This window comes from Caldalkalibacillus mannanilyticus JCM 10596, assembly GCF_000615945.1.
Classification (GTDB): Bacteria; Bacillota; Bacilli; order Caldalkalibacillales; family JCM-10596; genus Bacillus_AT; species Bacillus_AT mannanilyticus.
Genome location: NZ_BAMO01000004.1, coordinates 156,251 through 178,323 on the forward strand (window position 1 = coordinate 156,251; position 22,073 = coordinate 178,323).

A 22,073-nucleotide genomic window follows, 5' to 3' on the forward strand; every position below is an offset into this window, starting at 1 on the left:
TCTGACCTAATTTGTTTATGTATTTCTATAATCCTGATTTTCTTTTCCTCTCCTTTTAAAAGATCTCCAATAACTGTTCAAATCGATCAATCGAATAGTCAGACCTCTCTACCTTACCAAATCCATATTCAGCGAAGACAAAAGGAACCCCTGCAAATTCAGCTGCACGTTGATCGCCTAATGTATCTCCAACATAGATAGGGCTATCTAGCTTATTTCTTTTCATAACTAACTGAATGTTTTCCCCTTTGGAGAGTCCCGTTCTGCCTGGATTCTCAAAGTCAATAAAGTATTTTTCCAGCTTATGATATTTATAAAAAGCCTCGATATACCCTTCTTGGCAATTGCTAACGATACATAATTTATATTTCGTGGATAAAACCTTCAGTACTTCTTCCACTTTATCAAACAATATTCCGCCATTTTTGGCTAAATACTCACCTTCCGCTTCGGCAAATTCATCAAAAAGCTGTTTGAGCTTATGTTCATCAAGAGTCGGAAATAATTTCTCTCCGATTTCATGACTCTGTAATCCCATTATTCCTCTTATATCGTCCTTCGTTATCTTCACATCTACTTTCATATTTTGAAACACTTTATTCCAAATAATAACGATGGCTTCTGATGAGTCCCACAATGTACCATCCAAATCAAAGATCATGCTGTCCATAGCTCGTTTTTCCTCCTGTCATTTTGTCCTTCAGATTATCTGTATCTTCTTATTTATCATCCTACCAAAATAAACCATGATTGTTCAAGAAAAAGCCATAAAATACAAAATTACTTGTAATGTATGGCTTTAAAAGCACTTTTACGAAGAGCATCAAATGGAAGAAAGGCATGAACTCCTTTTGCATTATTCACAATTTGCGTAATACGTAAGTCTACTACGAGTGATGCATACGCATAGGCTTCTGTACGAGAAATTGGATAAAGCGTTGTCATCCAATCAAGCATCTCGTTCAATGCCATCCACATTGCTTCATCAAGATCTTCATGAAATCCCATCGTAATCCAACCATTTTTTGTTTTTGCTCTAGGTAAATTCACGGGCATAGAATCGATTACATTAAATGTTAAACTGACTCTTTCCATAGGACACTCTAAGGCTGGACCACTTACTTCCCCATCTCCTTGGGCAGCATGACCATCTCCAGTAGAAAACAATCCGCCCTCAACAGGGATAGGCAAGTAAAGCGTACTACCTGCTTGTAGTTCTTTACAATCTATATTTCCACCCCACGGACGAGGCTCAATAGTAGAATGTTCTCCATGCTCAGCAGGAGGCATTCCCATAATACCCATAAACGGATTTAATTTAATATTGAAATCGAAGTTACCAAACTGACTAGTTCCAATCATTTTTTCAGGATCAAGTTCAAAATCAAGTAATACCTCTTCTACATCTATCATATTCATTTTTTCATTCCAGTAGCTTCTAAACCCTCCGGCTGAAGCCCATCCCCAATGACCTGGAACAATTTCATTTACTTTTATTTCTAAGGTTTGGTGTGGTTTTGCTTCTTCGATATAGATCGGACCCACTAACGCATGCCCAAATCTCTTGCCTTGTCGATGTGGTTTTGTTTCTAGAAATTTCTTTCTAGGAGCCCCTATTGCCGATCTTTTTTCTATGCCCCAACCACTATCTAGTGTTTGAAAAATAACAGTATCTCCTGAATTTATTTTTAAAGCAGGTTCTAAATCTCTGCTAAAAAAAGCATGTAAAGTGTCTGACGTTGGATGTAGATAGTGAATCTTACTCATTCAAAGCACCTCCAATATACATTAATAGATCTGGATCGGTTTCATCAGCAACACCATCCAACAAGCGCCGAACTTGCTCAATTGTATCAGGTGCACTTACCCATTCTCCTTTTTTATTGGTAAATGGTTCAGCAATATAAAAGGGTTGTGTGAGAAATGCTTCAAGCCTGATTCCTCTACGATAGATCAATTCATCCGCCTCTGTTAATCTGTCTGTTCCCCAAGTGTTGACTATAAATCTTAATTCTCTATAACGTCTTAATAGTTTTTTCGCTCTTTGTTGGATGATTAAATGTGTGGATTCTAAGTGAGCCCCTTCGAGCACTGTGGAGGTAGAAAGCACGGGATCAATAGCGGGATACATTTTTCTAGTGACTAAATCCATATCAAATTGCCAAAGTGTTTCAAGAGGACCATATGGAGAGTCTTCATCTACAGCTTCACCAAGGGTATCTACTAAAATGAAGGTTATTGGACCTGAGGTAGCCTTTTGCAACTGTTCACGCAAATCAAACAAATCTCCTGAAACCACCATCGTTCTGTCCAACCCCAATACAATCTCTTTATCGTTTCCTACTTCTTTTACCTTATTGTATATCTCTTTTAGATTAGAGCTACTGAAATCAGAATGTTTCTTGACATCTTCAACTCCTAAGATATCTTCACTTGGCATAAGAAAAAACGTGGTGAAATCAAGACTTTTCATGCGATAAAAAAGCTCTGCCATCAGCACCAGTTGACCCATGCTAGGTCGTGCAACCAATCCAATGGTTCCCCCCCGAACTAAAGGAGCAAATAAATCAATTACCTTAATTCCGGTTTCAATCATCTCTGTACCACTTCCATGAATAATAAGCTCGTCAAGGGTACATCCTGCAATCGTAGCTAAGGCGACAAGAGTCCTAACCTCTGCTCGACCTACTGGGATTTTCCCAGTACATAAATTAGACACCGTAGCAGGACGCAAACCAACAGACTTTGCAGCAACAGTTAGATTAGGTACACGCCTTTTTAGTAAAGAAACATTTAGTTGAAGATCATTATCCACAGAAAAAACCTCCTTTTTCTTTATATAGTAAAATAAATTACCCCATAAAGCAATAATAATTATTTTGTAGCGTAATTAAAATTTCTTTATAATAGAAAAAGACGATGTAAAATAAGATACATCATCTCTTCATTCACTCTATAGTTCAGTTGAATTGAAATATCAAGACTGATACGGCGGGAGCTCCATCACTTTAAACTCTCCACCCATTTTTTTCACCGTATAGCGAAATTCTGTTTGACTGCTTTCTCCTGTATTCACACTAAATAATGGACCCTCTTCATATCGAAATGTAATCACATACACATATTCATCTTCAGCTATTTTTTCACTGCTGACAAACGTATTGAAAAGAAGTTTTTCTTCTCCTAATACCTTCAAATAATTCTCAAACACCTTTTCCTTATTCTGACGATCTGACTCAGGTGAAAACATGACTACCCATTCATATTCACCACCATAGATTTCAACTAAGCGCTCGGCATCTCTATCCTCGATTGCCTGCGCAAACTGACGTATGACCTCATCTGGTGCTCCCATCTCAAATTCAGGAACAAACGGATCTTCCATGCAAAGCAAACCGTCAGCAAAATAGATCTTAACCTGATGCTTCTTGAGCTTTTGCTGGTCATAGATTACATAATGGAATTGATCTCCCTCATCAGTAGAAAAGCCGTTATACTCATAGTTCAAATGAGATATATCCAACCAAACCTCGTATTCTTTTATTGCATTTGTCGCTAAATAGATAGGATAAGAAACATCATCCGGAGTTAATAACATCGCTAAATACCCTGGATCTTTCTCCTGTATGCTCTGGACATAGCTTTTCATAAAAGGCTTTGTTTGAGTAAAGTAAGTGATCATATGACTTTGGATTTTAAATCCTTCATAGCCGGAAGAGCCATCGCCATACCCTACCATAAAATCTTGTTCAACAGGCTTCGCCCCCTGTTTTGAACCCACTACTACGACGTGAAATTGATGATTCTCTGGATAATGGTCTCTTCCGAAATGACTAATTTGCATGGTTTCAATATCGTATATGCTTTCAAAACCTTCGATGGTATCTTTCGCCATTTGTTCTAGAGATAAGAAGCTTGCGTAATAATCATAGAAATTGCGTTCTTGGTAATACTTCAGAAGTCCAGCTTCATCTCTGTTCTTCACTAAATCTAGAAAAAAATCTACCTCCTGTAAAGCCTGCTCCTCTGTAATCACAACTTTCGGTATTTCTGCTCTCTCTTCATGCGGCAAAGTATCTACCTCAGAATTCTCTGAACTTTTTACATACTCTAGAAAAGTACTAGCTATCTGTCTTCCTGGATCGGTTACTAATGTGAAGGTTATTAACAAAACCAGAATCATAATTCCTACTGCCCATTTTAAAGTAATGTTAAGGTGTTGCAAGCGGGGCATCTGTTACCACTCCCAGAACGAATCCATCATATCCTTTTATTCCCACCGTTTGAATAGCCGTTGAGTCGATTCGTTCCTCTTGAGCTAACAAATCAATAAATTGTCTTATTCCTTGCACACTCGAAACCTCACTATTTTCATCGAGTACTTGCCCATCGCGCACTACATTATCTGCAATAATCACAGTACCGGGTTTAGATAGTTTCAATGCCCAATTTAAGTAATGAGGGTTATTTGGTTTGTCTGCATCAATAAAAATTAAGTCAAAGTGAGGATACCCTTTCTCTTCTAATGTTGGCAAGAGATCAAGCGCAGCTCCTACCATCACTTCAATTTTTTGTTCCAAACCAGCCTTTTTAATGTTTTCCTCAGCTACTTTGGCGTGCTTTGCCTCATATTCAAGGGTAATCAAATGCCCATCGTCTGGTAAAGCACGAGCGAGCCAGATACTACTATAACCTCCTAAAGTTCCAATCTCTAGTATGTTTTTTGCTCCTTTCATTTTTGCAAGGAGGTATAGAAATTTCCCTTGATTTGGCGAAACATCTATGGCAGGTAAACCCGCCTCCGTATTTGCTTTGAGTATGGAATCCATAATCGTTTCTGAGGATTGCAACTTTGATTCAAAATAGACATCTACATCCTTCCATTTATCTACACTTGCCATCATTCATCGCTCCTTTTTTCTGTAATCAGCGTAATTTCTTGCCTGATCAGCTTAGGTATTTCGATATTTCTATTAGATTTTCATCGGGATCACGAATATAAAGTGATAGGATCTCTCCTGTTGCTCCAGTTCTTTTTACAGGGCCTTCTTCAATTATGATCCCTTTTGCTTTGAATCGTTTTTGAACTTCATCAATAGGTGTTTCCGTAATAAGGCACAAATCAACAGAACCTGGACTTGGACATTTCGCTTTTGGTTCAAACTCTTTTCCGTACTCATGAAGATTGATTTTCTGGTTCCCAAACGCTAGTGCTTTTCTATTACCACCGAATTCTACAACCTCCATTCCCAGTACATCCTGATAGAAATGAATGGTTTCTTGGATGTCTTTAACCGTCATCACCAAATGATCTAGTCTTTCGATCTTCATCTAACCACCTCAACTACATGTTTGGATTCAACTACTCTTTTAATGCTTGTCAATTACATCTTGTGTATTTGATCTAACTACAAGATTAGAAGCGCCAATTTTCATCTATTCTTATGAGCTTGCTTTGTACGTCCTTTATCCCTTTTTCTGTTTTTAATCGTTGTACCCTTTTTTCAACTTCTATTTCATCCCTATGCTTATCATCCCATATTGTCATCAATAGAAATCGATTAGAACTTATAAAATCTTGAGCAATAACGCCTGAATGTATTCCACTCTGATTATTATTCTCTTGATTCCATTTTTCTTTTTGAACCTCATTACACTGTATGGCTTGCATATCCCAATAAATAATCTCTTCTACTAGTAGTAGTCTTTCCTTCAAGCATGCTTCACGAAATCGTTGATCATCCCCTTGAATATAACCTAAGGGTTGAAACAAAGATACTGAAATGGATTCAAACAAGTCTGTTTGGTTATTCCTATGTATAATTTGATCATGCTCATGATCCATAAAATGTTTGTATGCTTCCTGGTCTTTCCATATCCCTAAGATACAAGCAAGCGAGTTTTGTTCTATACTCCACCCTCCTACTTGACCTAGACAGCCTTTGACCTCTTTTAATACCTTCCATTGTTCTTGCGAACGAGAAAAACCTTCCCTCTTATCTGCTGGGACAACGCATTCAATCCATTTAATCAGCACCTTGCTCCACCATTCTGGACTAAAGTCTTATAAATAGGTTCCGGTACATAAGTGCTAACATCCTTCCCATATCTCCAGAGCTCCATAACCATCGAAGAACTGACATGACTTAGATTCCCTGCCCTTAGATAGATTGTTTTCAGTCCCAAGGATTCGTTAATTTTAGCCAAATTTTCTTCGTACTCATAATCTATTCCATTACGTATTCCTCTGACGAGATAATCTGCGCCTAATTCATTGGCAATATCCACAATAAGACCTTGGAAGCTTACTACTTCTATTTTCTTTGTTTTACCCAATTTAGTAATAACTTCTTTAATGTCCTCAGCCATGCTGCTACTATTTATACGACGATTCTTTTCTGGATTGTCTGCTAAAACAATAAATAGTTTTTCAAAAATATTGGAGGCTTCTTCTACAACATGCAGATGACCATTGGTAAAAGGATCAAATGATCCAGCATATACAGCAATAGACATTCATAACATCCTTCCACTTACTTGATATCATTCAATCATGCTTTGCTCTGCCATTGTTATGGATTTATTCAGGTCATTACAGCTAGAGCTCTATGTTGATATAATGCTCAACTACGGGAAAAGGTTCATAAAAATGATGTAATAATCCTTTCCACTCTTTATACTCTTCTGAATCTCTAAAACCCTTGACGTGGTCCTCAAGGGTTTCCCATCTCACTAATAAGATATATTTGTACTCATCCTCTAGGCACTTCTGTAATTCGAGATTGATATACCCTTTCATTTTTGAAATAATCTTTGAGGCTTCCCGAAATGCCGGTTCAAACTGTTCAATTAACTCCGGTTTTATTTGTAAAATTGCGACTTCAAGAACCATATTTTTATCCTCTCTATTATCCTTTATTTTTTACCAATAGGAACTTGTTTCCATCGTACCAAGAAGCTTTATATATTACAAGAAAATGAGCCGTTGCATCCAAGATGATCGCGTTCCTTTTTTTTTTGCTCTTTCGAAAAATCACTTCAATATTTAGACACAATTTTAGCTCTTTCGAGTGATGAATTTCATTGTCTTTGAACCTACGCTTTATGAAGTGAGCAATCCTATTCCTTTCTAAAACTTATTGTCGAAACAGGAGTGATACTACGTGCATTCAAACCAACAACTAGAAGTTAAAGAAACTAAGAAACAACCTCAGGTGGCAGCCACCCCTTCTTGGTATGCCACCATCTGGAGATGGCATTTTTATGCTGGGTTCATTTTTGCCCCATTTTTGATCATCCTTGCGATCACTGGTGGAATCTATTTGTTCAAGCCTCAAATCGAAGAATGGTTATATCGTGACGCTATAACCATTCAAGCTCAGTCTGAAAAATGGACAGCAACACAGCAGATTGAAGCAGTGAAAAATGCTTATCCTACTGCAAACATCACGAGTTACTCACCTAGCACTATGCAAGATCGAGCAACTGAAATCAAAGTAATAGAAAATGGAGAGTCAAAATCGATTTATGTTAATCCCTATAATGGTCAAGTTACAGGAGAGGTCAATAATGATCAGCGTTTCATGGTTATCATTAAAGAATTACACGGGGAATTGATGATCGGAAAAACTGGAGATCGACTGGTTGAACTTGCATCCTGCTGGGCTGTGATTCTAATTGTAACAGGGATCTACTTATGGTGGCCTCGGGGGAACAGATCGTTATTCGGAACTTTGATTCCTCGTTTTTCGAATGGAAAACGTATTTTTTGGCGAGATATTCATGTCGTTACAGGTATTTGGCTGTCAGGACTGATTTTGATCTTAATTTTCACTGGACTACCTTGGTCAGGTGTATGGGGAGAAGCCATTCAAAAAATATCTACGGCAACTAATACGGGTCGTCCTGCCGCCTTATCTGCCCCTCCGCAATCAACTATACCAACAAAAGACATAGCTGAGGTGTCGTGGGCCACCGAGCAAGTACCAGTACCGAATTCTCTCCAGGAAGGGACGGTAACCATCCCCATTGAAAACGCAATCAAAATACTGGAAGAGAAATCATTAGACAATGATTACACCATTTCACTTCCGCGAGGAGATACAGGCGTTTACACTGTATCCATTCGCCCTAAGAAGCCTGAAGGACAAGCTACCCTACATATTGATCAATACAGCAGTGAAGTTTTAACAGATATTCGGTTTTCAGATTATGGTCCATTAGCTAAAGCCATTTCTATTGGGATTGCTCTACATGAAGGTCGGTATTTCGGATTAGCTAATCAACTATTATGTTTATTCGTATGTATCGGAATCGTTTTTATCGCAGTAAGTGGACTGATCATGTGGTGGAAGAGAAAACCGAAAGGAAAGCTAGGGGCTCCAGCAGCACCAAACAGCACCACTGTTTCCAAAACGCTTGTTCTTATTATTATCGCTTTCAGTTTATTCTTCCCCTTGGTAGGGATATCCTTGATTGTAGTTTTGTTATTCGATTGGCTACTTCTTAATCGACTACCTAAATTAAAACAATGGATAGGGTAATCGTTCAATAAGCCACTTATCTACTCTCAATTTGCTGGGAACTCGATGTATTCAGAAACACTAGATTGCAATAAACCAACTAGTTCCTCATCCATATATTCATATTCGTCTGGAATATGAAGACAAATGAGTTGTTTATTCAGAAGACTACTTTTGAACTTATCTTGTAGTCTTCTCTGGTGCTTCTTTTCCATTACAAAGATAACATCAGCCCAACCAATATGCCCTTCGGTAACCTTAATCCTTGCTCTATCCTCTGTCCCTGCGGATCTTACATCATAGCCACTTACCCCTTGAAAAATCTTCTCTGCTGTTAAACTTCTCCATTTATTTTGACTACAAACAAATAATATCTTTATTTCTTTCACCTTCCCAACGTGCTACATCTTTTACCCTTTTTTCTCTTACCATTCTTACTATCCCTTGTCTAATATCTAGCTTACGAATGATAACTTGCAGCAAATTCAATGATATTTTGATCTCTATCTGTGATGTACACTTGCGAAAATCCTGCCACACTATCTGATTCTACCTCGAATTTTATTCCCGCCTCTTTTAAAAACTGCAATGTTTGACTGAAGCTTTTTACCCAAATTGAAAAATGTCCTTCCAACGAATTAATCCCCATTAATCGAAGGGTTTCACTATCTGGGTTCTCGACTACATGTAATTGTTGTTCCCCTATTGCATACCAAGCACCATTAGATTGAAACTGGGGACGTTCGATTTCTTTAAATCCAAGAATCTCAGAATAAAATTCTTTCGCTTTTTCTAAGTTTTTCGTTGCTATTGTGATGTGATGTATTTTTTGCACTTCAATCATTGAGTTCAATCCTTCCTGTCCGTAATGTTTACTGTATTTTCCTTACATTCAGCATCTATGTATGCTTTAACAATTCCCTTTTTCATAATGTCATCCTTAAATACTTCTTTATATAGGATTCTAATGTCAAAATGATGCCTAAATGGAAAAGGAGTTAGTGAAACATGGTTGGTATTCATCCAGTTTGCTATGATCCTCTTTCCATTTGTTATACGAAATAATTCGGAGTCTTTAAAGCCATTTTTATATAGTTCATATTCATCTTCTTTACTAATTCCTGGTTCATTGACACACAAATAGATCGACATGCGATCACAAAATTTCAGTAATTGATACCCATACTCCATTTTCCTTATTTTATGATGTGAATCTATCTTAAGGCTAGCTTTTAATTTCTGTTGTCTGTTATTTTCATGTTGTAAAAACCAGCTACCCTCTTCAGGATTAAAACTTACAATAGAATGATAATGAAGACTGCAAATTAATGCTGCGTAAGGGCTTTCCGCTTCAATCTGGTCAATTCCATGCTTATAATGTACTACTTTTGTAGTAAAGGGGAAATCTAAAAAAGAATAAGGACTCTTATTTTGATCATTCCAAAAAGGGGTATCATCTAAATCTATCCACCCTCTGTCGTGTTGATATATGGCAAATAGAAGATCTTTCTTTGTATCTGAAAGATCTTCGTTCCAGTTTTCTGCTAGCTGTCCCGATATCTGGGCATGGTCATGTTGTTTTATTAAGATGAAGCTATCTTTTGTTTCGCGTACTATCAAATTTCTCCCCACCCAATCCTATAAAGTAGACTTCCGTCAGATGTTTTTTTACTGCACCTTATAGTTAGAACCTGATTAAAATTTTTTTGATCTCCTTACCCCAGCATTTTGGTAGTATTTCTAGTATACCATTTCTAATAACATCAGTATATTTTTACCATTCTATTTGTGCAGTGTAAATTTTCTGGACACTAAAAAGCCCTTGCCCTCTGATTAGAAAAATTCCTCCCAGTTGAACAAGGACTTTGAGATTACTTTATGGCTTCTTAAGGTTAGACATCTGTTGAGTCGTCATAGTCATAGCGAAACCCGTCGATTGCTTGGACTTGTTCAGCACCTTTTTTCATTGAGAGTGCTGATTCTACTCCTTCTTCTTTTAGCTTATTCAGTACATCCTGATAAGCACTTATCACCTGATAATCTGAGGTGTTGTTCATTGCCTCCATCAAAGCTTGCTCTATCACCGTTATATCTTGTTGATCTAATTGATTCATCTTTTCTACCTCCAGTATATTTGATGCTTTTATTCTGAGGCAAAAAAGACTCTTCTATTCTCGGTATGCCTTTTTTTCAAGCTTTCTAGGTTCCGACTTCTTCTGATCAATCTAACTTGTTTAAACGATCCAGTATAACTAGCACCCGGTAAAAGCTCTCATCTCCTTCTGGCTGATGAAGAACTCCTTTGTCCATTAGCTTTTGAATAGTGGGTCTAGCCCAGACAGGTACCCTAGCTGTTATCGAAGGAGGAATGGTGGTTTCTGGTTCACTTGGAGTAGGTTGTGGCTCAACAACAGCTGTTCTAATCATTCTCCTATAGATGTCTACAATCTCCTGACCATAATTCACCCCCGGAACAGCCCATCTGCCATTCAGATCCTCCCAATGAGGGGCAATTCCTCTCGTGACAAGGTAAAATCTTGGGTTTACTAACACTTCTCCTTCGGGTAGAGGTGCTTTGCTGGCATAGGCGTAGAGATGTTGAATATGAGCGGTTACTCCCTCTCTTGGATTTTGAAAAAAAGCTCCTCTTGCCCCTCCGCCAACAGCTCCGATGCCAGCATAATTATATTGACTGGGAAGGACATCTCCACCAAACCGATGATACCCTGTTTCCTTTATCATTTGAGCAAAGGCAATATCTCCTCTAACAGAATACCTAGCGCCGATTTCAAGATATAGCTGAGCTAGATCTCTAGGAAATGCCGGATTGACTGATCGAGCAAATTGGTACATTTGTTCACTCGTAGCGATAGAAGCTCCCATAATTGGAGTTTTCGTATGTGTACTCACATGCATTTCTCCTTTTATTTGAAGTCATCACTATAGTTTATGTGTGTTTGTCTTTAGACGTTCTTCCTTCCAAATATTTGTTTTAGCTGAGCCATCACGATTCGTTCTATTACACTCCATGGCAGGATCTTTTTTAGTAAGCTAAAGCTTTTAACCCCTTTCCCCACAGGATAGCGGAGAGCTGGTTTCTTTTTTTTCGTAATCTTGATAATCAGTTCTATTACTTCATGAGGTGGAGGCGCTTGACGAGCAATTTCACTGACATGTCCAACCATTCGTTCCATTTCATTAGCGTAGGCAGATGACTTTCCTTCAGAAGAAAGCGTGTTGAGCGCTTTCGACCAGATCTCCGTTTGATACGAGCCCGGTTCAACTAAAACCGTATAAATGCCATAAGGAAGCAATTCAAAGCGCAGTGATTCACTAAAGCCTTCAACAGCAAATTTTGAAGAAACGTAAGGGCTTAATACTGGAGAACCAAAAAGACCACTGATACTGCTCATATTGATAATAAGTCCTTTTTTCTGTTCTCTCATGTAAGGAATCACGGCTTTGGTCACAGCCACAAGACCTAACACATTCGTATCCATAATTTGTTGCCAATCAGAAAGGGGGACATCCTCAACAAATCCACCTGAGCCATATCCCGCATTATTTAACAGTAAATCAATTCTTCCCAGTTTCTCCCCAATGGCATGGACAACGGCTTCTGCTTGATCAAAGCAGGTAACATCCAATTGTACCACCTCAATCGAATGATTAACTCCCGCTTCTTTTGCCCTTGCCATCAGCTCCCCCTTCTTTTCCACATTCCTCATTGTGGCTACTACATAATACCCATTTTGGGCCAAGGCTACGCTGGATAATAATCCGAATCCGCTTGAAGTCCCTGTGACAAAAGCAATGGGTTGTTTGATCTGTCCTTTCTCATCCTCAGATGAGCTGATGCTTTTATTCCTCATTTTCCAACTTCCTTCCTACAAAGAGGATACTCTACTGCCTTATCCCAACGATACTCAATGGAATTGACACAGAGCGTTAATTCATGGTGCAGAGTGTTTCCAAAGAGATGGTCTAAATAGTCAAACTTCGCTTGTTTTTGAACGACTGGTGTTTCGACCCATTTTGTCTCATCCCTTGTTACTTTGACGACATTGATCACCCTTCTAGATTCATCTACTGCAAAAGCATAGGGCTCATAATGCAACACTCTCTTCGCTTCATCTAATGTAGGAAAAATGGAATCCGATGCTAGTTTATCTAATTCAGCCAATTCAAGGACGGCTTCAGCATTCCCCAGACCATCATCTGAATGGTTAACTCGCACCGTAAACTGATCTGATGTCCTATGAATGTAAATATTTGCTCTGTGAAACTGGTAATTGGTTAAGAGATTTCCCGACCATTTCATGAACGCACTGTTCGCATCACTCCTTACAAAATAAAGACCCTGTAAAGTAGGCTTACCAGGTGGAGTGTAACGCACATATACCCGATAAGCAATGTGAGAATAGCTTACTCCCGTCCACTTAGGAAAATAATAAGGACGCATCTGCTTTAAGTCTGAAACAACCACTCCAATAATCGCCTGACCTCTATAGGTGACGATTTCAAATATGGGGGGAATATAGTTTCGAACCATTTCAACGGGACACCTATACATAAATAGAAAGCATTGATCTAGTTTTCCGGCGACAGTGATCGGATTCTTTTTCATGGTAAAACCCTCCAAAAAATAGTAAATAGAACAGCACCCGCACCATTCAAGAAGACCATCCATAATAAAAGAGATTGCTTTACTGTTAATGATTGTTCTTTCAGCTTTTGGACGAACACATAGCCCATGATGATATTTGAGATCACGACCATGAGGATATTAAGGATGATAAGGGTCAGACCTGACTCTAGCCCCCATGAATAAAAAAACAGATTCACAAGTGAAGCAAATAATAAGACCACGATCCCATACCGCATGACAGCGAGTGAAACAGCAATAAATGAAATCATATTAACCTTTTTACCATGGAGAAGGAAGGTCCCTCCCCATAAAACAAACCAGCCAATACCTGCCGATAAAATAATCCACAGTGAACCGCTGCTTACACTCCACCTCGGGAATAGAAGACTCAGGCTCGTTCCATAAATAGCTGAACCAGCAAAGGCAAGGATACCCAAAAAGAGCAGACTCAAGGGCTTAGTGAGAATGTTGGCTGACTTTGAGACATGAGGAGCAAGTAATATCACAACGAAGGAACACGAAAGTAAGCCAAGGTTCTTTGTAATAGCACCATAGGGATGATACAATAACGAAGGTTCATAAAAAGGAAGAACCAATGTAAAGAAGAGCAGGAGCCCTAACGACAGACTTGCCATGATTCTCGGTCTAATCCCCATAAGTAGAAGTAATCCTAAGGCAACCTCCCATACTCCCAGAAAAGGGATAAACGAAGCAGGGTCCCACCAAGCTAGACGGGTTCTTGCAACCATCTCTATTTCTTCAACTGATGGAAAAAGAATCTTAGGAACAAGCCCTTCCCATATCCAGACGATTCCAAGGGCTGTTTTACACACCATGTAGATGATCCAAAGTAACAAGACTAGATCAGGTGCACGACCTTCATCTGCCAGACTTTTCTTCAATATGTTGCTATCTACTATCTTCATATCTCTTCTCCTCAAGATGTATTATAATAAACCCAAGAATTAATAAGGGAGTCAAATTACCATGAAGCTTATTGTTGATGCTGATGCTTGTCCAGTAAAAGATATTATTATTGAGGTGGGACATTCCTATCAGTTGCCCATTCTCATGGTATGCAGCTATTCACATTATAGTCGCCCCATAGCAGGAGTAGAAAATATCATGGTCGATAATATAGCCCAAGCTGCTGACATGGTTATTATGAATCGAGTTAAAGCCGGAGATATTGTGGTTACACAAGATTATGGCTTAGCATCTATTGTCTTAGCTAAAGGAGCCATGGCCCTTCACCACACGGGAAAACGCTATACTACCGATAATATAGACTCGCTCTTATTCCAACGTCATGTTTCAGCAAAAGTGCGCCGAGCGGGCGGAAAGACAAAAGGACCGAAACCTTTTACCTCTGAAGATAAAGAGAAATTTAGGAAAGTATTAATAGAGTGTTGTTCTCAAGGTAGACTATAGAATCTTTTTATCGATAACATAACCCATCTACGAATCACTTTTATCTAAGCAAATCCCCTCGTAACGTTGTGACTGCTTGCCCAGATAAGAGAATTCTCTCCGTTCCAACACTTAACTTGAGTAATCCTTCTCTCTTAGATAATTGGATAGCAATAAGATCATTCTTATTGAGCTTCCTTTGCCAATAGGGACCTAAACAGCAATGGGCAGACCCTGTGACAGGATCTTCATCTACCCCTAGTGCTGGATAGAAACAACGGGAAACAAAATCAGCTTGGGAACGGGTAGCTTTACTTGTCACAATAATTCCTCTAGATTTCAACGTTTTTAATAGGTGGAAGTTGGGTTGTAAATTTCTCAATGTTTCCTCATCTTCTACTTCTACTAAATAATCCAGCCTGTTCTTCCCAACGTAGATGAAATCGGTTCCTAACCCTTTAACTAGTTCAATTGGTGCTTCACTTTCTTGTTCTCTTTCTAATGGGAAATTCAATTGAATCCATTGCCCGATCTTTTTGGCGGATAACCAACCGCTTTTGGTTATAAAACGCACCTCTTCTCCGCAAAAAATGGACTCTTCCCATAAAATATGGGCACTTGCTAATGTTGCATGACCACATAAATCAACTTCTGCCTCTGGTGTAAACCACCTTAAGGAATAACCTTCGTTCTCCTCTATCAAGAACGCCGTTTCAGATAAATTCATCTCACTCGCCACATTCTGCATCCACTGATCCGATTTTTCAGAATCTAAGATACAGACTGCGGCAGGATTGCCCTTATAAGGGTGTTCCGTAAAAGCATCTACTATGTATATCTTCATTTCCTCTCTCCTTTCCATTCAAACCATCGTGCATGACCATCTATTTCAGCCATGATTTCATTGTAGAATAACAATACTGATCCCAAAGAAGCTGTAAGCCTGAACTGGTTCCAATCTCAATGAAGGACAGGGGTTTATTTACTTTACTATAAATATAGCAAAAACTTGGATATAAGTATGTACATCTCCGCACTTCATTGGTTTGAACAAGCTTATTCTTCAGGATAGAAATGATCTCTTCTCGATATCTGTGACAAAAATCTCGAAATGGTAGGAACACCCCTTCAGCTTTTTGCGGATTTTCTACTATACTATGGTAATAATTGCTTAAAACTAAGCTTTCCATTCCTCTTTTAACATCCCGTAGACAATGTGATCTACATAATGATCATACAGCCATTCAGCTTGCCTAATGCATCCTTCATTTACAAAATGTAATCTTTCTGGAATCGCTCTAGATTTTTTGTTTTCCACTGCACATCTAATTTCAACTCTATTTAGATTTAATTCATTGAAAGCATAATCTACCATGGCTCTACAAGCCTGTGTCATAATTCCCTTGCCATGAAACTCTGTTCCTAGCCAATACCCAATAGTAACTTTCTTTGAATTCCAATCTATAGCGTGGTATCCGATGACTCCAACCAATTTATGATGATAGAATATGCCAGTATCAAACCCTGCATTAGTGGCAAAGCGTTGTAACGTTAATTTAATAAACTCTTGTGAATCTTGAACACTCTGGCTATGATCTAGCCACGCTAACCACTCTCTCAATGATTCTCTGGATTGATCAACAATATGAAAAAGAGCTTCGGCATCTCTCTCTTCTAGAATTCTTAGATAGATCTCTTCGGTAATTTGATATTTAAACATCGCTTTACTCCTTTTATTTCGCTTTTTTTTAAAAAAATCTATTCATATTACCCTTCTTGTTCCTCAATTTTCATCTTAAGTAGAAATACCACAGCATCCTCTTGAATCATCTGTTCCAGTTCTTTTTCATCTTGAAGGTTAAAAGATCCTAGTGAATTTTCTGCCTGTCGATACACGGCTAATAATTGTGGCTCACCGGCTTCTAATGCTATTGGCTCCTTTCCAATAGCGTATTCCCATGTTGCAGCTGGAGCTTCAGGAGGAAAAAACTTTGGATCTATTTTGTTGACAATAGATTTGCCAGAAGGAGAGTATAAAAAAAGGGACGAATAGTCGCTTTTGGGAGAAAGCATCCCTAAACCAATATGACCTTCTTTGACAGAACCAGAGCCTAATTCAAAAGAAAGGTTGACTAACTGTGTAGGCTCCTGTACTTCTCCATCATGATAGGCTTCAACCCACATAGTCACCCAGCCTGATCTTCTGAGAGAGGCTTTAAATTAAAATCAAAAATAAGCCCTAAGCTTAGTTCTTTAAACATTTGTTCATACGCCCCATCTATATTTGCTGAAACATATGCGAGGTGCGTTTTTTGATCGGTTTGGTTGCTGCAGGCTGAAAAAAACAAAATCGACGAAATGAAAACGATCATCAACAGACTAATTTGTTTGTGTCTATTTATTTGGATACTCATTTTTACTCCTTTATATAGTACGTTTTTCCGCTACTATAAAAGCATAATCCCCATGATCACTACTGTATGTATTTAAAATACTCTTAATCTTCCCATCCATTATGTCTTGTTGTAATCTTCTACAACCCTCTTCTATCTCTTCTTGAGAAGCTAGATTCGCAAAAGTAGAGATACCAGAACGGACCTTTGGATCTAGATACATGGCTGGATCATATTTTCCACTGTATAGGAAAAAATCCTTCAAATCTGGTTGGACTAAAAAAGTTTCGTTCCCAATGATTTCGAAGCCTGCTGTTCGAAGAGCTTCTGTTACCCTTGAAAGTGCTGGCATTTGTTTTGCAGAGGCTTTCATGCTACAGGAAAATACTCCTTAAGCCAATAGCGGTCCATCTGTTCTGGAGAAGAAGTAAAAATAACAAATCTTCCTTCATCGATCACTCTGTAAACCTCTTGAAACGCCTCTACCAAATGATCAAAATGATGGATCGCTAATATACAAGTCGCTCCCTTAAACGTCCGACTTGAAAAAGGTAATTTTTTCACATCTGCTATATTCCAGTTTATCTCCTTCATTTTTTCTTGAGCTTGCCTAATCATTTCGTCGGACACATCAACTCCAACCATATCTAAACCAGCATTTTTTAAAGCAACCGTATAATTTCCTGTACCACAAGCAACATCTAAAACAAGCCCCTCTTCCACTTGCAAATGCCTCTTTAAACAATTTACGATCTCAAGATCTGCTTGCCGAGTCACATCATAATTCTTGCCAATATGGTTATATAAAACTTCCATGCTACTCACCTCTCAACATTTATCTTCCCTATTTATTAAAAATATGAGGTTTGAATTCTATCAAATGTAAGGATGTCAGTTCGCTAAATCCTAATAACGTATACATTGCAATCGCAGGTTTATTATCTCTAAATACATACAGATAGATGTCTTTTCCTTTCTCTCTTCCCATTGACACAAGGTGTTTGGTTATTTTTTTGCCATATCCATTTTTTCTATATAGAGGATGGGTACAAATATTACCTAATTCAACAATCTCATGATCAAACAGATGGAAACCTCCCACAGCCACTATCTTATTCTGATCATTTTTAATAGCTACATATGGGGAAGTATGTAATGATGCTTCATCAAAAAATGGCATTCCCGCTTCTTTCAGTAATTTACTGACTTGAGCAAAATCTTTTTCTTTAATGATTTCAGATTGAAAAGAAAGATCTTCTTCTTCCTTCTCTAAAAAGCTATATTTCATTACTATCTCTTGTTTTGGTGTACCGTAAAGTAATTTTTGTTTTTGGAATTGAACGAGATCATTGTCATTGACGATCGTTGACCCCACTTCGTCAAAAGACAGTTTAAGCTCCTTATATGCATACCTTATTAATTCTTCAAGATCCGGATTTACTTCACTTGCTCTATAATAAGCAAAAGCATGAAATGATAGACCTTTTAGATACGCCAATACAGAAGTCAATTGTCCCTGATCATATTGACCAAAAAAAATGGTATTTGATTTTCTACTTGTCAAATAGCTGTAGAATAGTAAGTCCTTATCTTTACAAACGAGTTGCTTTAACCAAGTTCGTTCTGTTTCATTCATGATTTTATGTTTAAACATTCCTTTTCTCCTACATAGTCGTTAAATGTCTTCTTAAACAAGACCCGTGCTCCACCAATGCCATCATAATCTTTCGTAACAGGTACACCATCGATGACTTCATCTCCTGATTCTATTTCAAAACCCATTCTCTGATGAAATTTGATGGATGTCTTGTTCACTGGTGAGGTAACACATCGAATGGTGCTACAGCCCTTAGCCTTATCGTTTCCATAAATAGTGTATACAGCTTCCTTCCTAAACCACGATCTCTATATTCGGGATCTATTCCAACAAAATGTATATAGGCTTCGTCTGGATACGATTGCGAGATAAAACCTACTAAAAAACCTATGATTTTCTTGTTTTCCTCTATAACAAAACTATTTTCTGAAAAATGAATGAAAAAGAGCTTAGGTAACATATCTGACAAGTTTCTGCCGCCCCACCATTCATTTATCTTGGAATGAATGATGTTGTAATCCGTTGCTTGAGCTGTTCGAAAGTTCATCCTATCTCTCCTTGCGAATGATTTGATTTAGATCCTTCCAGACCAAAACCTCTTCTTTGAACCAATCTCCAGCGATATCAATATCCTTTGAATCAAAGGCTAGAGCACCTAGTTTCTCGTAAACTGTTTTGGATGGATTCTTACTTAATACCCAGACGATCATGGATTGATAACCCAGATTACGGAGCTCCTGTGCTACCTCTGAGATTAGCTTTCTACCAATCCCTTTTTGCTGATAATCTTCTAAGAGGTATATCGCATATAGCTCTCCATCGTAGTCATACTCCGTTGAGCGACTCTTTCCTCCGCTGGCAAAACCAACGATTCTTTTTTCATCCACCGCTACGTATAACACCTTATTTAAATCTATTTCATTTTTCCAATACTGTTCTCTTCTTTCAACTGAAAGATTATCTAACATTTCATCACGCATAATCCCTCTATATGTCGTTCGCCAACTCTCCACGTGCACCCTAGCTATTCCGTTTTCATCTCCAGCTTTAGCTCGCCGTATTTCCATATAGTAACTCCCTTTCTGTTTCGTCAAAAATTAGTAAGAATGATCTTCTAACCTATGATTTTCAGTAGATATCATCTACTTTGTCTGATTAGTCTACTTTACAAGTCATCGGGTAAGCCATGCTGATACATGTCTATGGCATTTGAATGTTTTTCTAGAATAGACATTGTCTTTTGGTTTGGTTCAGAAAAAATGATTGGATAATCCTTTTCTTCCAGAGCTTCATTGACACGAAATGCTAGCCTTTCTTTTTCGATTGAGAACTCAGCCTGTACACCTGGTTTGTTTCCACGAGCATCAAGCCGCACCCACTTATCTAAGGAAGCTAAATACACTGCATTGAAAGCGTGAAGACTATATCCTTGATCAGGGGTATCAAAGAGCATAAGCCTCTGATAACAAAAACCTGTAGGAATCCCTTGTCCCCTTAGCAAAGCACACAAAAGATTAGATTTTGCATAACATATTCCTTCCCGATAATGAAGGACATCTGAAGCCTTTTGAACGACTCTGTTACTTTGTATGTCCCACGAATGAGAAATATGATCTCTAACGAATTCAAAAGCTGCCTTCGCCTTGTCAACGTCGGACTGCTGAGCATTACATAATTCCATTATTTTATTCTGAATCGATGGGTGTGAGTAATTAATCACCTCATTTTCTTCTAAATAATCCTTGACCTCTCTTGACTCGAGTATTAATTCCATAATTAGTCCTCCCTATATATTAATTGTATAAATATACATTATATTAAATTAAAATTCAATTAAGGACTAATGTATTTCTAAATAGTTTTACCTCCTCTAAACCAACTGCTCTTTTCTATACTTCTGATAGCCTTTAATTGTTAGCTGCTTCAGCTCTTCAACAAGATCTTCATCGACTACTTTAAAATTAAAACATGATTTTCCCTGCATTCTCTTTTTTAATTTATCAGATATACCCTCTAACAATTCTGGATACGCATACACAGGCATCAAATAATAGCTGACATAATTTTTTTTGATTTGGGTGGAAGCAAAGAAAATCGGAAGTTTGTTCTTTTCATTAACCTTATAAGTATCCAGATAATAGTGATCAGCTTGATCTATCATCACCTTCATTTCCGTTTCATAGGTTTTTAAGATGTTCTTTAGATTCATAAAGACGATTTCAAACTGATCCCTATTTGACATGTTGTTCATCACCCTTCCTATAGGACTGATCTCGCACGACTATTGTTTCAGGTACAAAACGTATCAACACATTTGTTCGGCTAAAGCTTCTAAACCTTGGGTCCCACTCCTCTTCATTAGTGCCTAGATAACGCGACAATAGGCTACTAGCTATATCTGGATCAAATGATTCCACGGTTGCGTGCCCTCTAAATCCTGCATGAAGAACTTTCCCGCTCTGCTGTTCATACTCAATGATTCCAACTGCACATCGCGAATCTCTTTCAATTCTCCCTGGAAAACTATCCGATGAAGTGTCTCCTATAATCCAAAGATGATCCTGTTCCCAGTGAAACCAAACAGGTGAATCACGCGGCCCTTCATCAGACATCGTTGATAGATGGGCAAACAAAGGTTTCCTTAAGAATTCTTCTAATTCAAAGCTTCGTTTTTTATCTCGAATGATCTTCACAATATTACTCTCCTCTACTAAGTATTAGATTGTTCAAACCAACGCTGGGCAAAATCAACGCAATCCTTCTGGTTAAATAAACGTGATGGGGCGATACCAACTTGACCATAGGAAACCTTATACTTCTGCTCAAACTCCTCTCCGATTTTCTCAAAAACATCCGAATCCATCTCAATATTCTTAAAAACCTCCCAGACTCTCTGACCATCTTTTAAAATCGGTGAACCTTCTTCAATAATCCTTCGTTGCCCCATCCGATTCTCAGCTAAATGAAAGGATGTATTATTTTCATGACTCACTCCTAGTAGCAATACATACCCATTTAGTTCATAGATTCTGGCAAGAGGAGATCCCTCACCAAGTCCAAAATCGAGCGAATGATTTGCTGTCACTATTTGAGCATGCTTTCCCCATGCCGCAAAAGATAGTGTCGGGTGATAGCTTCTTGTTACTCCTGGATAAGCTCGAAATACTTCGACCACTTTCCCCATCATCCTTGTTGGAGAAATTTGCGGATCAAAGGCTGGCATTGTGTTTCTGATCTCTGACCACCACTCCTCTGGTACCGGTGGATTGCCCCAAGTAGAAGGGTCCGAATTCTCTCCTGAATGAGTTGGCATGACAATGGTTCCTTCTGGTGTAATTACATCCATTAAGGCTTGTACAACAGCTACTGGTCCTCCATTCACCCAGCCAATAGAGCTTAGTGAAGAATGAACAATCACTGTCATTCCTGCGACTAATCCTAATTTTCTTAGATCATTTGCTAGGGTTTCTCTTGTCTGTAATGTTTTAGTCCGTTGTATAACG

Annotated in this window: 31 protein-coding genes and 2 pseudogenes; 2 read left to right on the top strand and 31 right to left on the bottom strand. The window is 38.3% G+C overall.

What is annotated here, in order from left to right:
• Positions 1–55: 55 nt before the first annotated feature.
• The 9 genes from JCM10596_RS03805 to JCM10596_RS03845 all read right to left on the bottom strand — a co-directional run bounded on the left by JCM10596_RS03805 (position 56) and on the right by JCM10596_RS03845 (position 6,892).
• Positions 56–670, bottom strand: coding sequence for an HAD family hydrolase (locus tag JCM10596_RS03805; RefSeq protein ID WP_025025999.1), 615 nt, complete (start codon positions 668–670; stop codon positions 56–58).
• A 110-nt stretch (positions 671–780) separates the two neighbouring features.
• A complete protein-coding gene (locus tag JCM10596_RS03810; protein WP_025026000.1) occupies positions 781–1,767 on the bottom strand; it encodes an acetamidase/formamidase family protein in 987 nt (328 codons plus the stop codon).
• On the bottom strand, positions 1,760–2,815 hold the full coding sequence (locus JCM10596_RS03815) for a P-loop NTPase family protein (RefSeq protein ID WP_025026001.1): 1,056 nt from the start codon (positions 2,813–2,815) through the stop codon (positions 1,760–1,762). The genes JCM10596_RS03810 and JCM10596_RS03815 overlap by 8 nt, the downstream gene beginning before the upstream one ends.
• Positions 2,816–2,977: 162 nt before the next feature.
• Positions 2,978–4,234 (bottom strand): hypothetical protein, encoded by a 1,257-nt coding sequence (locus JCM10596_RS03820; RefSeq protein WP_025026002.1) that lies wholly within the window; start codon positions 4,232–4,234, stop codon positions 2,978–2,980.
• Complete coding sequence (locus tag JCM10596_RS03825) at positions 4,212–4,901, bottom strand: O-methyltransferase (RefSeq protein WP_025026003.1); 690 nt, start codon at positions 4,899–4,901, stop codon at positions 4,212–4,214. Before JCM10596_RS03825 ends, JCM10596_RS03820 begins: the two co-directional genes overlap by 23 nt.
• Positions 4,902–4,947: 46 nt before the next feature.
• Positions 4,948–5,331: a VOC family protein gene (locus JCM10596_RS03830; protein ID WP_025026004.1), complete on the bottom strand. Its 384-nt coding sequence runs from the start codon at positions 5,329–5,331 to the stop codon at positions 4,948–4,950.
• 85 nt (positions 5,332–5,416) lie between these two features.
• The gene (locus JCM10596_RS27460) at positions 5,417–6,037 is read right to left on the bottom strand and encodes a YdbC family protein (protein WP_025026005.1); all 621 of its coding nucleotides are present in this window, start codon (positions 6,035–6,037) and stop codon (positions 5,417–5,419) included.
• Positions 6,031–6,516, bottom strand: a complete 486-nt coding sequence (gene coaD / locus JCM10596_RS03840; RefSeq protein ID WP_025026006.1) for a pantetheine-phosphate adenylyltransferase — start codon at positions 6,514–6,516, stop codon at positions 6,031–6,033. Before coaD ends, JCM10596_RS27460 begins: the two co-directional genes overlap by 7 nt.
• 82 nt (positions 6,517–6,598) lie before the next feature.
• Positions 6,599–6,892 carry an antibiotic biosynthesis monooxygenase family protein gene (locus tag JCM10596_RS03845; RefSeq protein ID WP_025026007.1) on the bottom strand — a complete coding sequence of 98 codons (294 nt, stop codon included), beginning with the start codon at positions 6,890–6,892 and terminating at the stop codon, positions 6,599–6,601.
• Between the two features lie 271 nt (positions 6,893–7,163).
• Here JCM10596_RS03845 and JCM10596_RS03850 point away from each other — a divergent pair, with 271 nt between their 5' ends.
• Positions 7,164–8,543, top strand: coding sequence for a PepSY-associated TM helix domain-containing protein (locus JCM10596_RS03850; RefSeq protein ID WP_025026008.1), 1,380 nt, complete (start codon positions 7,164–7,166; stop codon positions 8,541–8,543).
• A 26-nt stretch (positions 8,544–8,569) separates the two neighbouring features.
• Here the strand turns inward: JCM10596_RS03850 and JCM10596_RS03855 are convergent, their stop codons facing one another.
• The 8 genes from JCM10596_RS03855 to JCM10596_RS27465 form a co-directional block, all read right to left on the bottom strand.
• The gene (locus tag JCM10596_RS03855; RefSeq protein ID WP_025026009.1) at positions 8,570–8,902 is read right to left on the bottom strand and encodes a low molecular weight protein tyrosine phosphatase family protein; all 333 of its coding nucleotides are present in this window, start codon (positions 8,900–8,902) and stop codon (positions 8,570–8,572) included.
• Positions 8,903–8,982: 80 nt separating this feature from the next.
• Positions 8,983–9,366, bottom strand: a complete 384-nt coding sequence (locus tag JCM10596_RS03860; protein WP_025026010.1) for a VOC family protein — start codon at positions 9,364–9,366, stop codon at positions 8,983–8,985.
• A 5-nt stretch (positions 9,367–9,371) separates the two neighbouring features.
• The gene (locus tag JCM10596_RS03865; protein ID WP_025026011.1) at positions 9,372–10,142 is read right to left on the bottom strand and encodes a DUF3891 family protein; all 771 of its coding nucleotides are present in this window, start codon (positions 10,140–10,142) and stop codon (positions 9,372–9,374) included.
• Between the two features lie 272 nt (positions 10,143–10,414).
• Positions 10,415–10,636 carry a hypothetical protein gene (locus tag JCM10596_RS03870; protein WP_025026012.1) on the bottom strand — a complete coding sequence of 74 codons (222 nt, stop codon included), beginning with the start codon at positions 10,634–10,636 and terminating at the stop codon, positions 10,415–10,417.
• Between the two features lie 106 nt (positions 10,637–10,742).
• Positions 10,743–11,432 (bottom strand): glucosaminidase domain-containing protein, encoded by a 690-nt coding sequence (locus tag JCM10596_RS23675; protein ID WP_025026013.1) that lies wholly within the window; start codon positions 11,430–11,432, stop codon positions 10,743–10,745.
• 53 nt (positions 11,433–11,485) lie between these two features.
• Positions 11,486–12,394, bottom strand: coding sequence for an SDR family oxidoreductase (locus tag JCM10596_RS03880; RefSeq protein ID WP_025026014.1), 909 nt, complete (start codon positions 12,392–12,394; stop codon positions 11,486–11,488).
• Positions 12,391–13,149 carry a DUF2071 domain-containing protein gene (locus JCM10596_RS03885; protein ID WP_025026015.1) on the bottom strand — a complete coding sequence of 253 codons (759 nt, stop codon included), beginning with the start codon at positions 13,147–13,149 and terminating at the stop codon, positions 12,391–12,393. Before JCM10596_RS03885 ends, JCM10596_RS03880 begins: the two co-directional genes overlap by 4 nt.
• Positions 13,146–14,096, bottom strand: coding sequence for a DoxX-like family protein (locus JCM10596_RS27465; RefSeq protein WP_051541157.1), 951 nt, complete (start codon positions 14,094–14,096; stop codon positions 13,146–13,148). The genes JCM10596_RS03885 and JCM10596_RS27465 overlap by 4 nt, the downstream gene beginning before the upstream one ends.
• A gap of 61 nt (positions 14,097–14,157) precedes the next feature.
• Between JCM10596_RS27465 and JCM10596_RS03900 the strand changes: the two genes are divergently transcribed.
• Entirely contained in the window at positions 14,158–14,601 is a 444-nt protein-coding gene (locus tag JCM10596_RS03900) for a YaiI/YqxD family protein (protein WP_025026016.1), read from the top strand.
• A gap of 40 nt (positions 14,602–14,641) precedes the next feature.
• Here JCM10596_RS03900 and JCM10596_RS03905 read toward each other — a convergent pair whose 3' ends face one another.
• From JCM10596_RS03905 to JCM10596_RS03965, 14 genes and pseudogenes are all read right to left on the bottom strand, one after another.
• Positions 14,642–15,424, bottom strand: coding sequence for a PhzF family phenazine biosynthesis protein (locus JCM10596_RS03905; RefSeq protein WP_025026017.1), 783 nt, complete (start codon positions 15,422–15,424; stop codon positions 14,642–14,644).
• A 64-nt stretch (positions 15,425–15,488) separates the two neighbouring features.
• Positions 15,489–15,755: pseudogene (locus JCM10596_RS03910) on the bottom strand (DUF2332 family protein); the annotation flags it as partial.
• 2 nt (positions 15,756–15,757) lie between these two features.
• The gene (locus JCM10596_RS03915; protein WP_025026019.1) at positions 15,758–16,300 is read right to left on the bottom strand and encodes a GNAT family N-acetyltransferase; all 543 of its coding nucleotides are present in this window, start codon (positions 16,298–16,300) and stop codon (positions 15,758–15,760) included.
• Between the two features lie 47 nt (positions 16,301–16,347).
• Positions 16,348–16,770 (bottom strand): hypothetical protein, encoded by a 423-nt coding sequence (locus JCM10596_RS03920; RefSeq protein WP_025026020.1) that lies wholly within the window; start codon positions 16,768–16,770, stop codon positions 16,348–16,350.
• Positions 16,767–16,994, bottom strand: a complete 228-nt coding sequence (locus JCM10596_RS03925; protein WP_025026021.1) for a hypothetical protein — start codon at positions 16,992–16,994, stop codon at positions 16,767–16,769. The genes JCM10596_RS03920 and JCM10596_RS03925 overlap by 4 nt, the downstream gene beginning before the upstream one ends.
• Positions 16,995–17,004: 10 nt before the next feature.
• Positions 17,005–17,346 carry a hypothetical protein gene (locus tag JCM10596_RS29690; RefSeq protein ID WP_234410392.1) on the bottom strand — a complete coding sequence of 114 codons (342 nt, stop codon included), beginning with the start codon at positions 17,344–17,346 and terminating at the stop codon, positions 17,005–17,007.
• Positions 17,343–17,789, bottom strand: a complete 447-nt coding sequence (locus JCM10596_RS29695; protein WP_199900107.1) for a class I SAM-dependent methyltransferase — start codon at positions 17,787–17,789, stop codon at positions 17,343–17,345. Before JCM10596_RS29695 ends, JCM10596_RS29690 begins: the two co-directional genes overlap by 4 nt.
• 28 nt (positions 17,790–17,817) lie before the next feature.
• Complete coding sequence (locus JCM10596_RS27470; protein ID WP_025026022.1) at positions 17,818–18,627, bottom strand: GNAT family N-acetyltransferase; 810 nt, start codon at positions 18,625–18,627, stop codon at positions 17,818–17,820.
• A pseudogene (locus JCM10596_RS23700) lies at positions 18,606–19,117 on the bottom strand (GNAT family N-acetyltransferase). The gene JCM10596_RS27470 and the pseudogene JCM10596_RS23700 overlap by 22 nt, the downstream one beginning before the upstream one ends.
• Before the next feature lies 1 nt (position 19,118).
• On the bottom strand, positions 19,119–19,637 hold the full coding sequence (locus JCM10596_RS03945) for a GNAT family N-acetyltransferase (RefSeq protein ID WP_025026023.1): 519 nt from the start codon (positions 19,635–19,637) through the stop codon (positions 19,119–19,121).
• 98 nt (positions 19,638–19,735) lie between these two features.
• The gene (locus JCM10596_RS03950) at positions 19,736–20,344 is read right to left on the bottom strand and encodes a transglutaminase-like domain-containing protein (protein ID WP_025026024.1); all 609 of its coding nucleotides are present in this window, start codon (positions 20,342–20,344) and stop codon (positions 19,736–19,738) included.
• 96 nt (positions 20,345–20,440) lie between these two features.
• Positions 20,441–20,812 (bottom strand): hypothetical protein, encoded by a 372-nt coding sequence (locus tag JCM10596_RS03955; protein ID WP_025026025.1) that lies wholly within the window; start codon positions 20,810–20,812, stop codon positions 20,441–20,443.
• Positions 20,802–21,263, bottom strand: coding sequence for a pyridoxamine 5'-phosphate oxidase family protein (locus JCM10596_RS03960; RefSeq protein WP_025026026.1), 462 nt, complete (start codon positions 21,261–21,263; stop codon positions 20,802–20,804). Before JCM10596_RS03960 ends, JCM10596_RS03955 begins: the two co-directional genes overlap by 11 nt.
• A gap of 17 nt (positions 21,264–21,280) precedes the next feature.
• Positions 21,281–22,073, bottom strand: a 793-nt coding sequence (locus tag JCM10596_RS03965) for an AAC(3) family N-acetyltransferase (RefSeq protein ID WP_025026027.1), incomplete at its 5' end; no start/stop codon positions are given.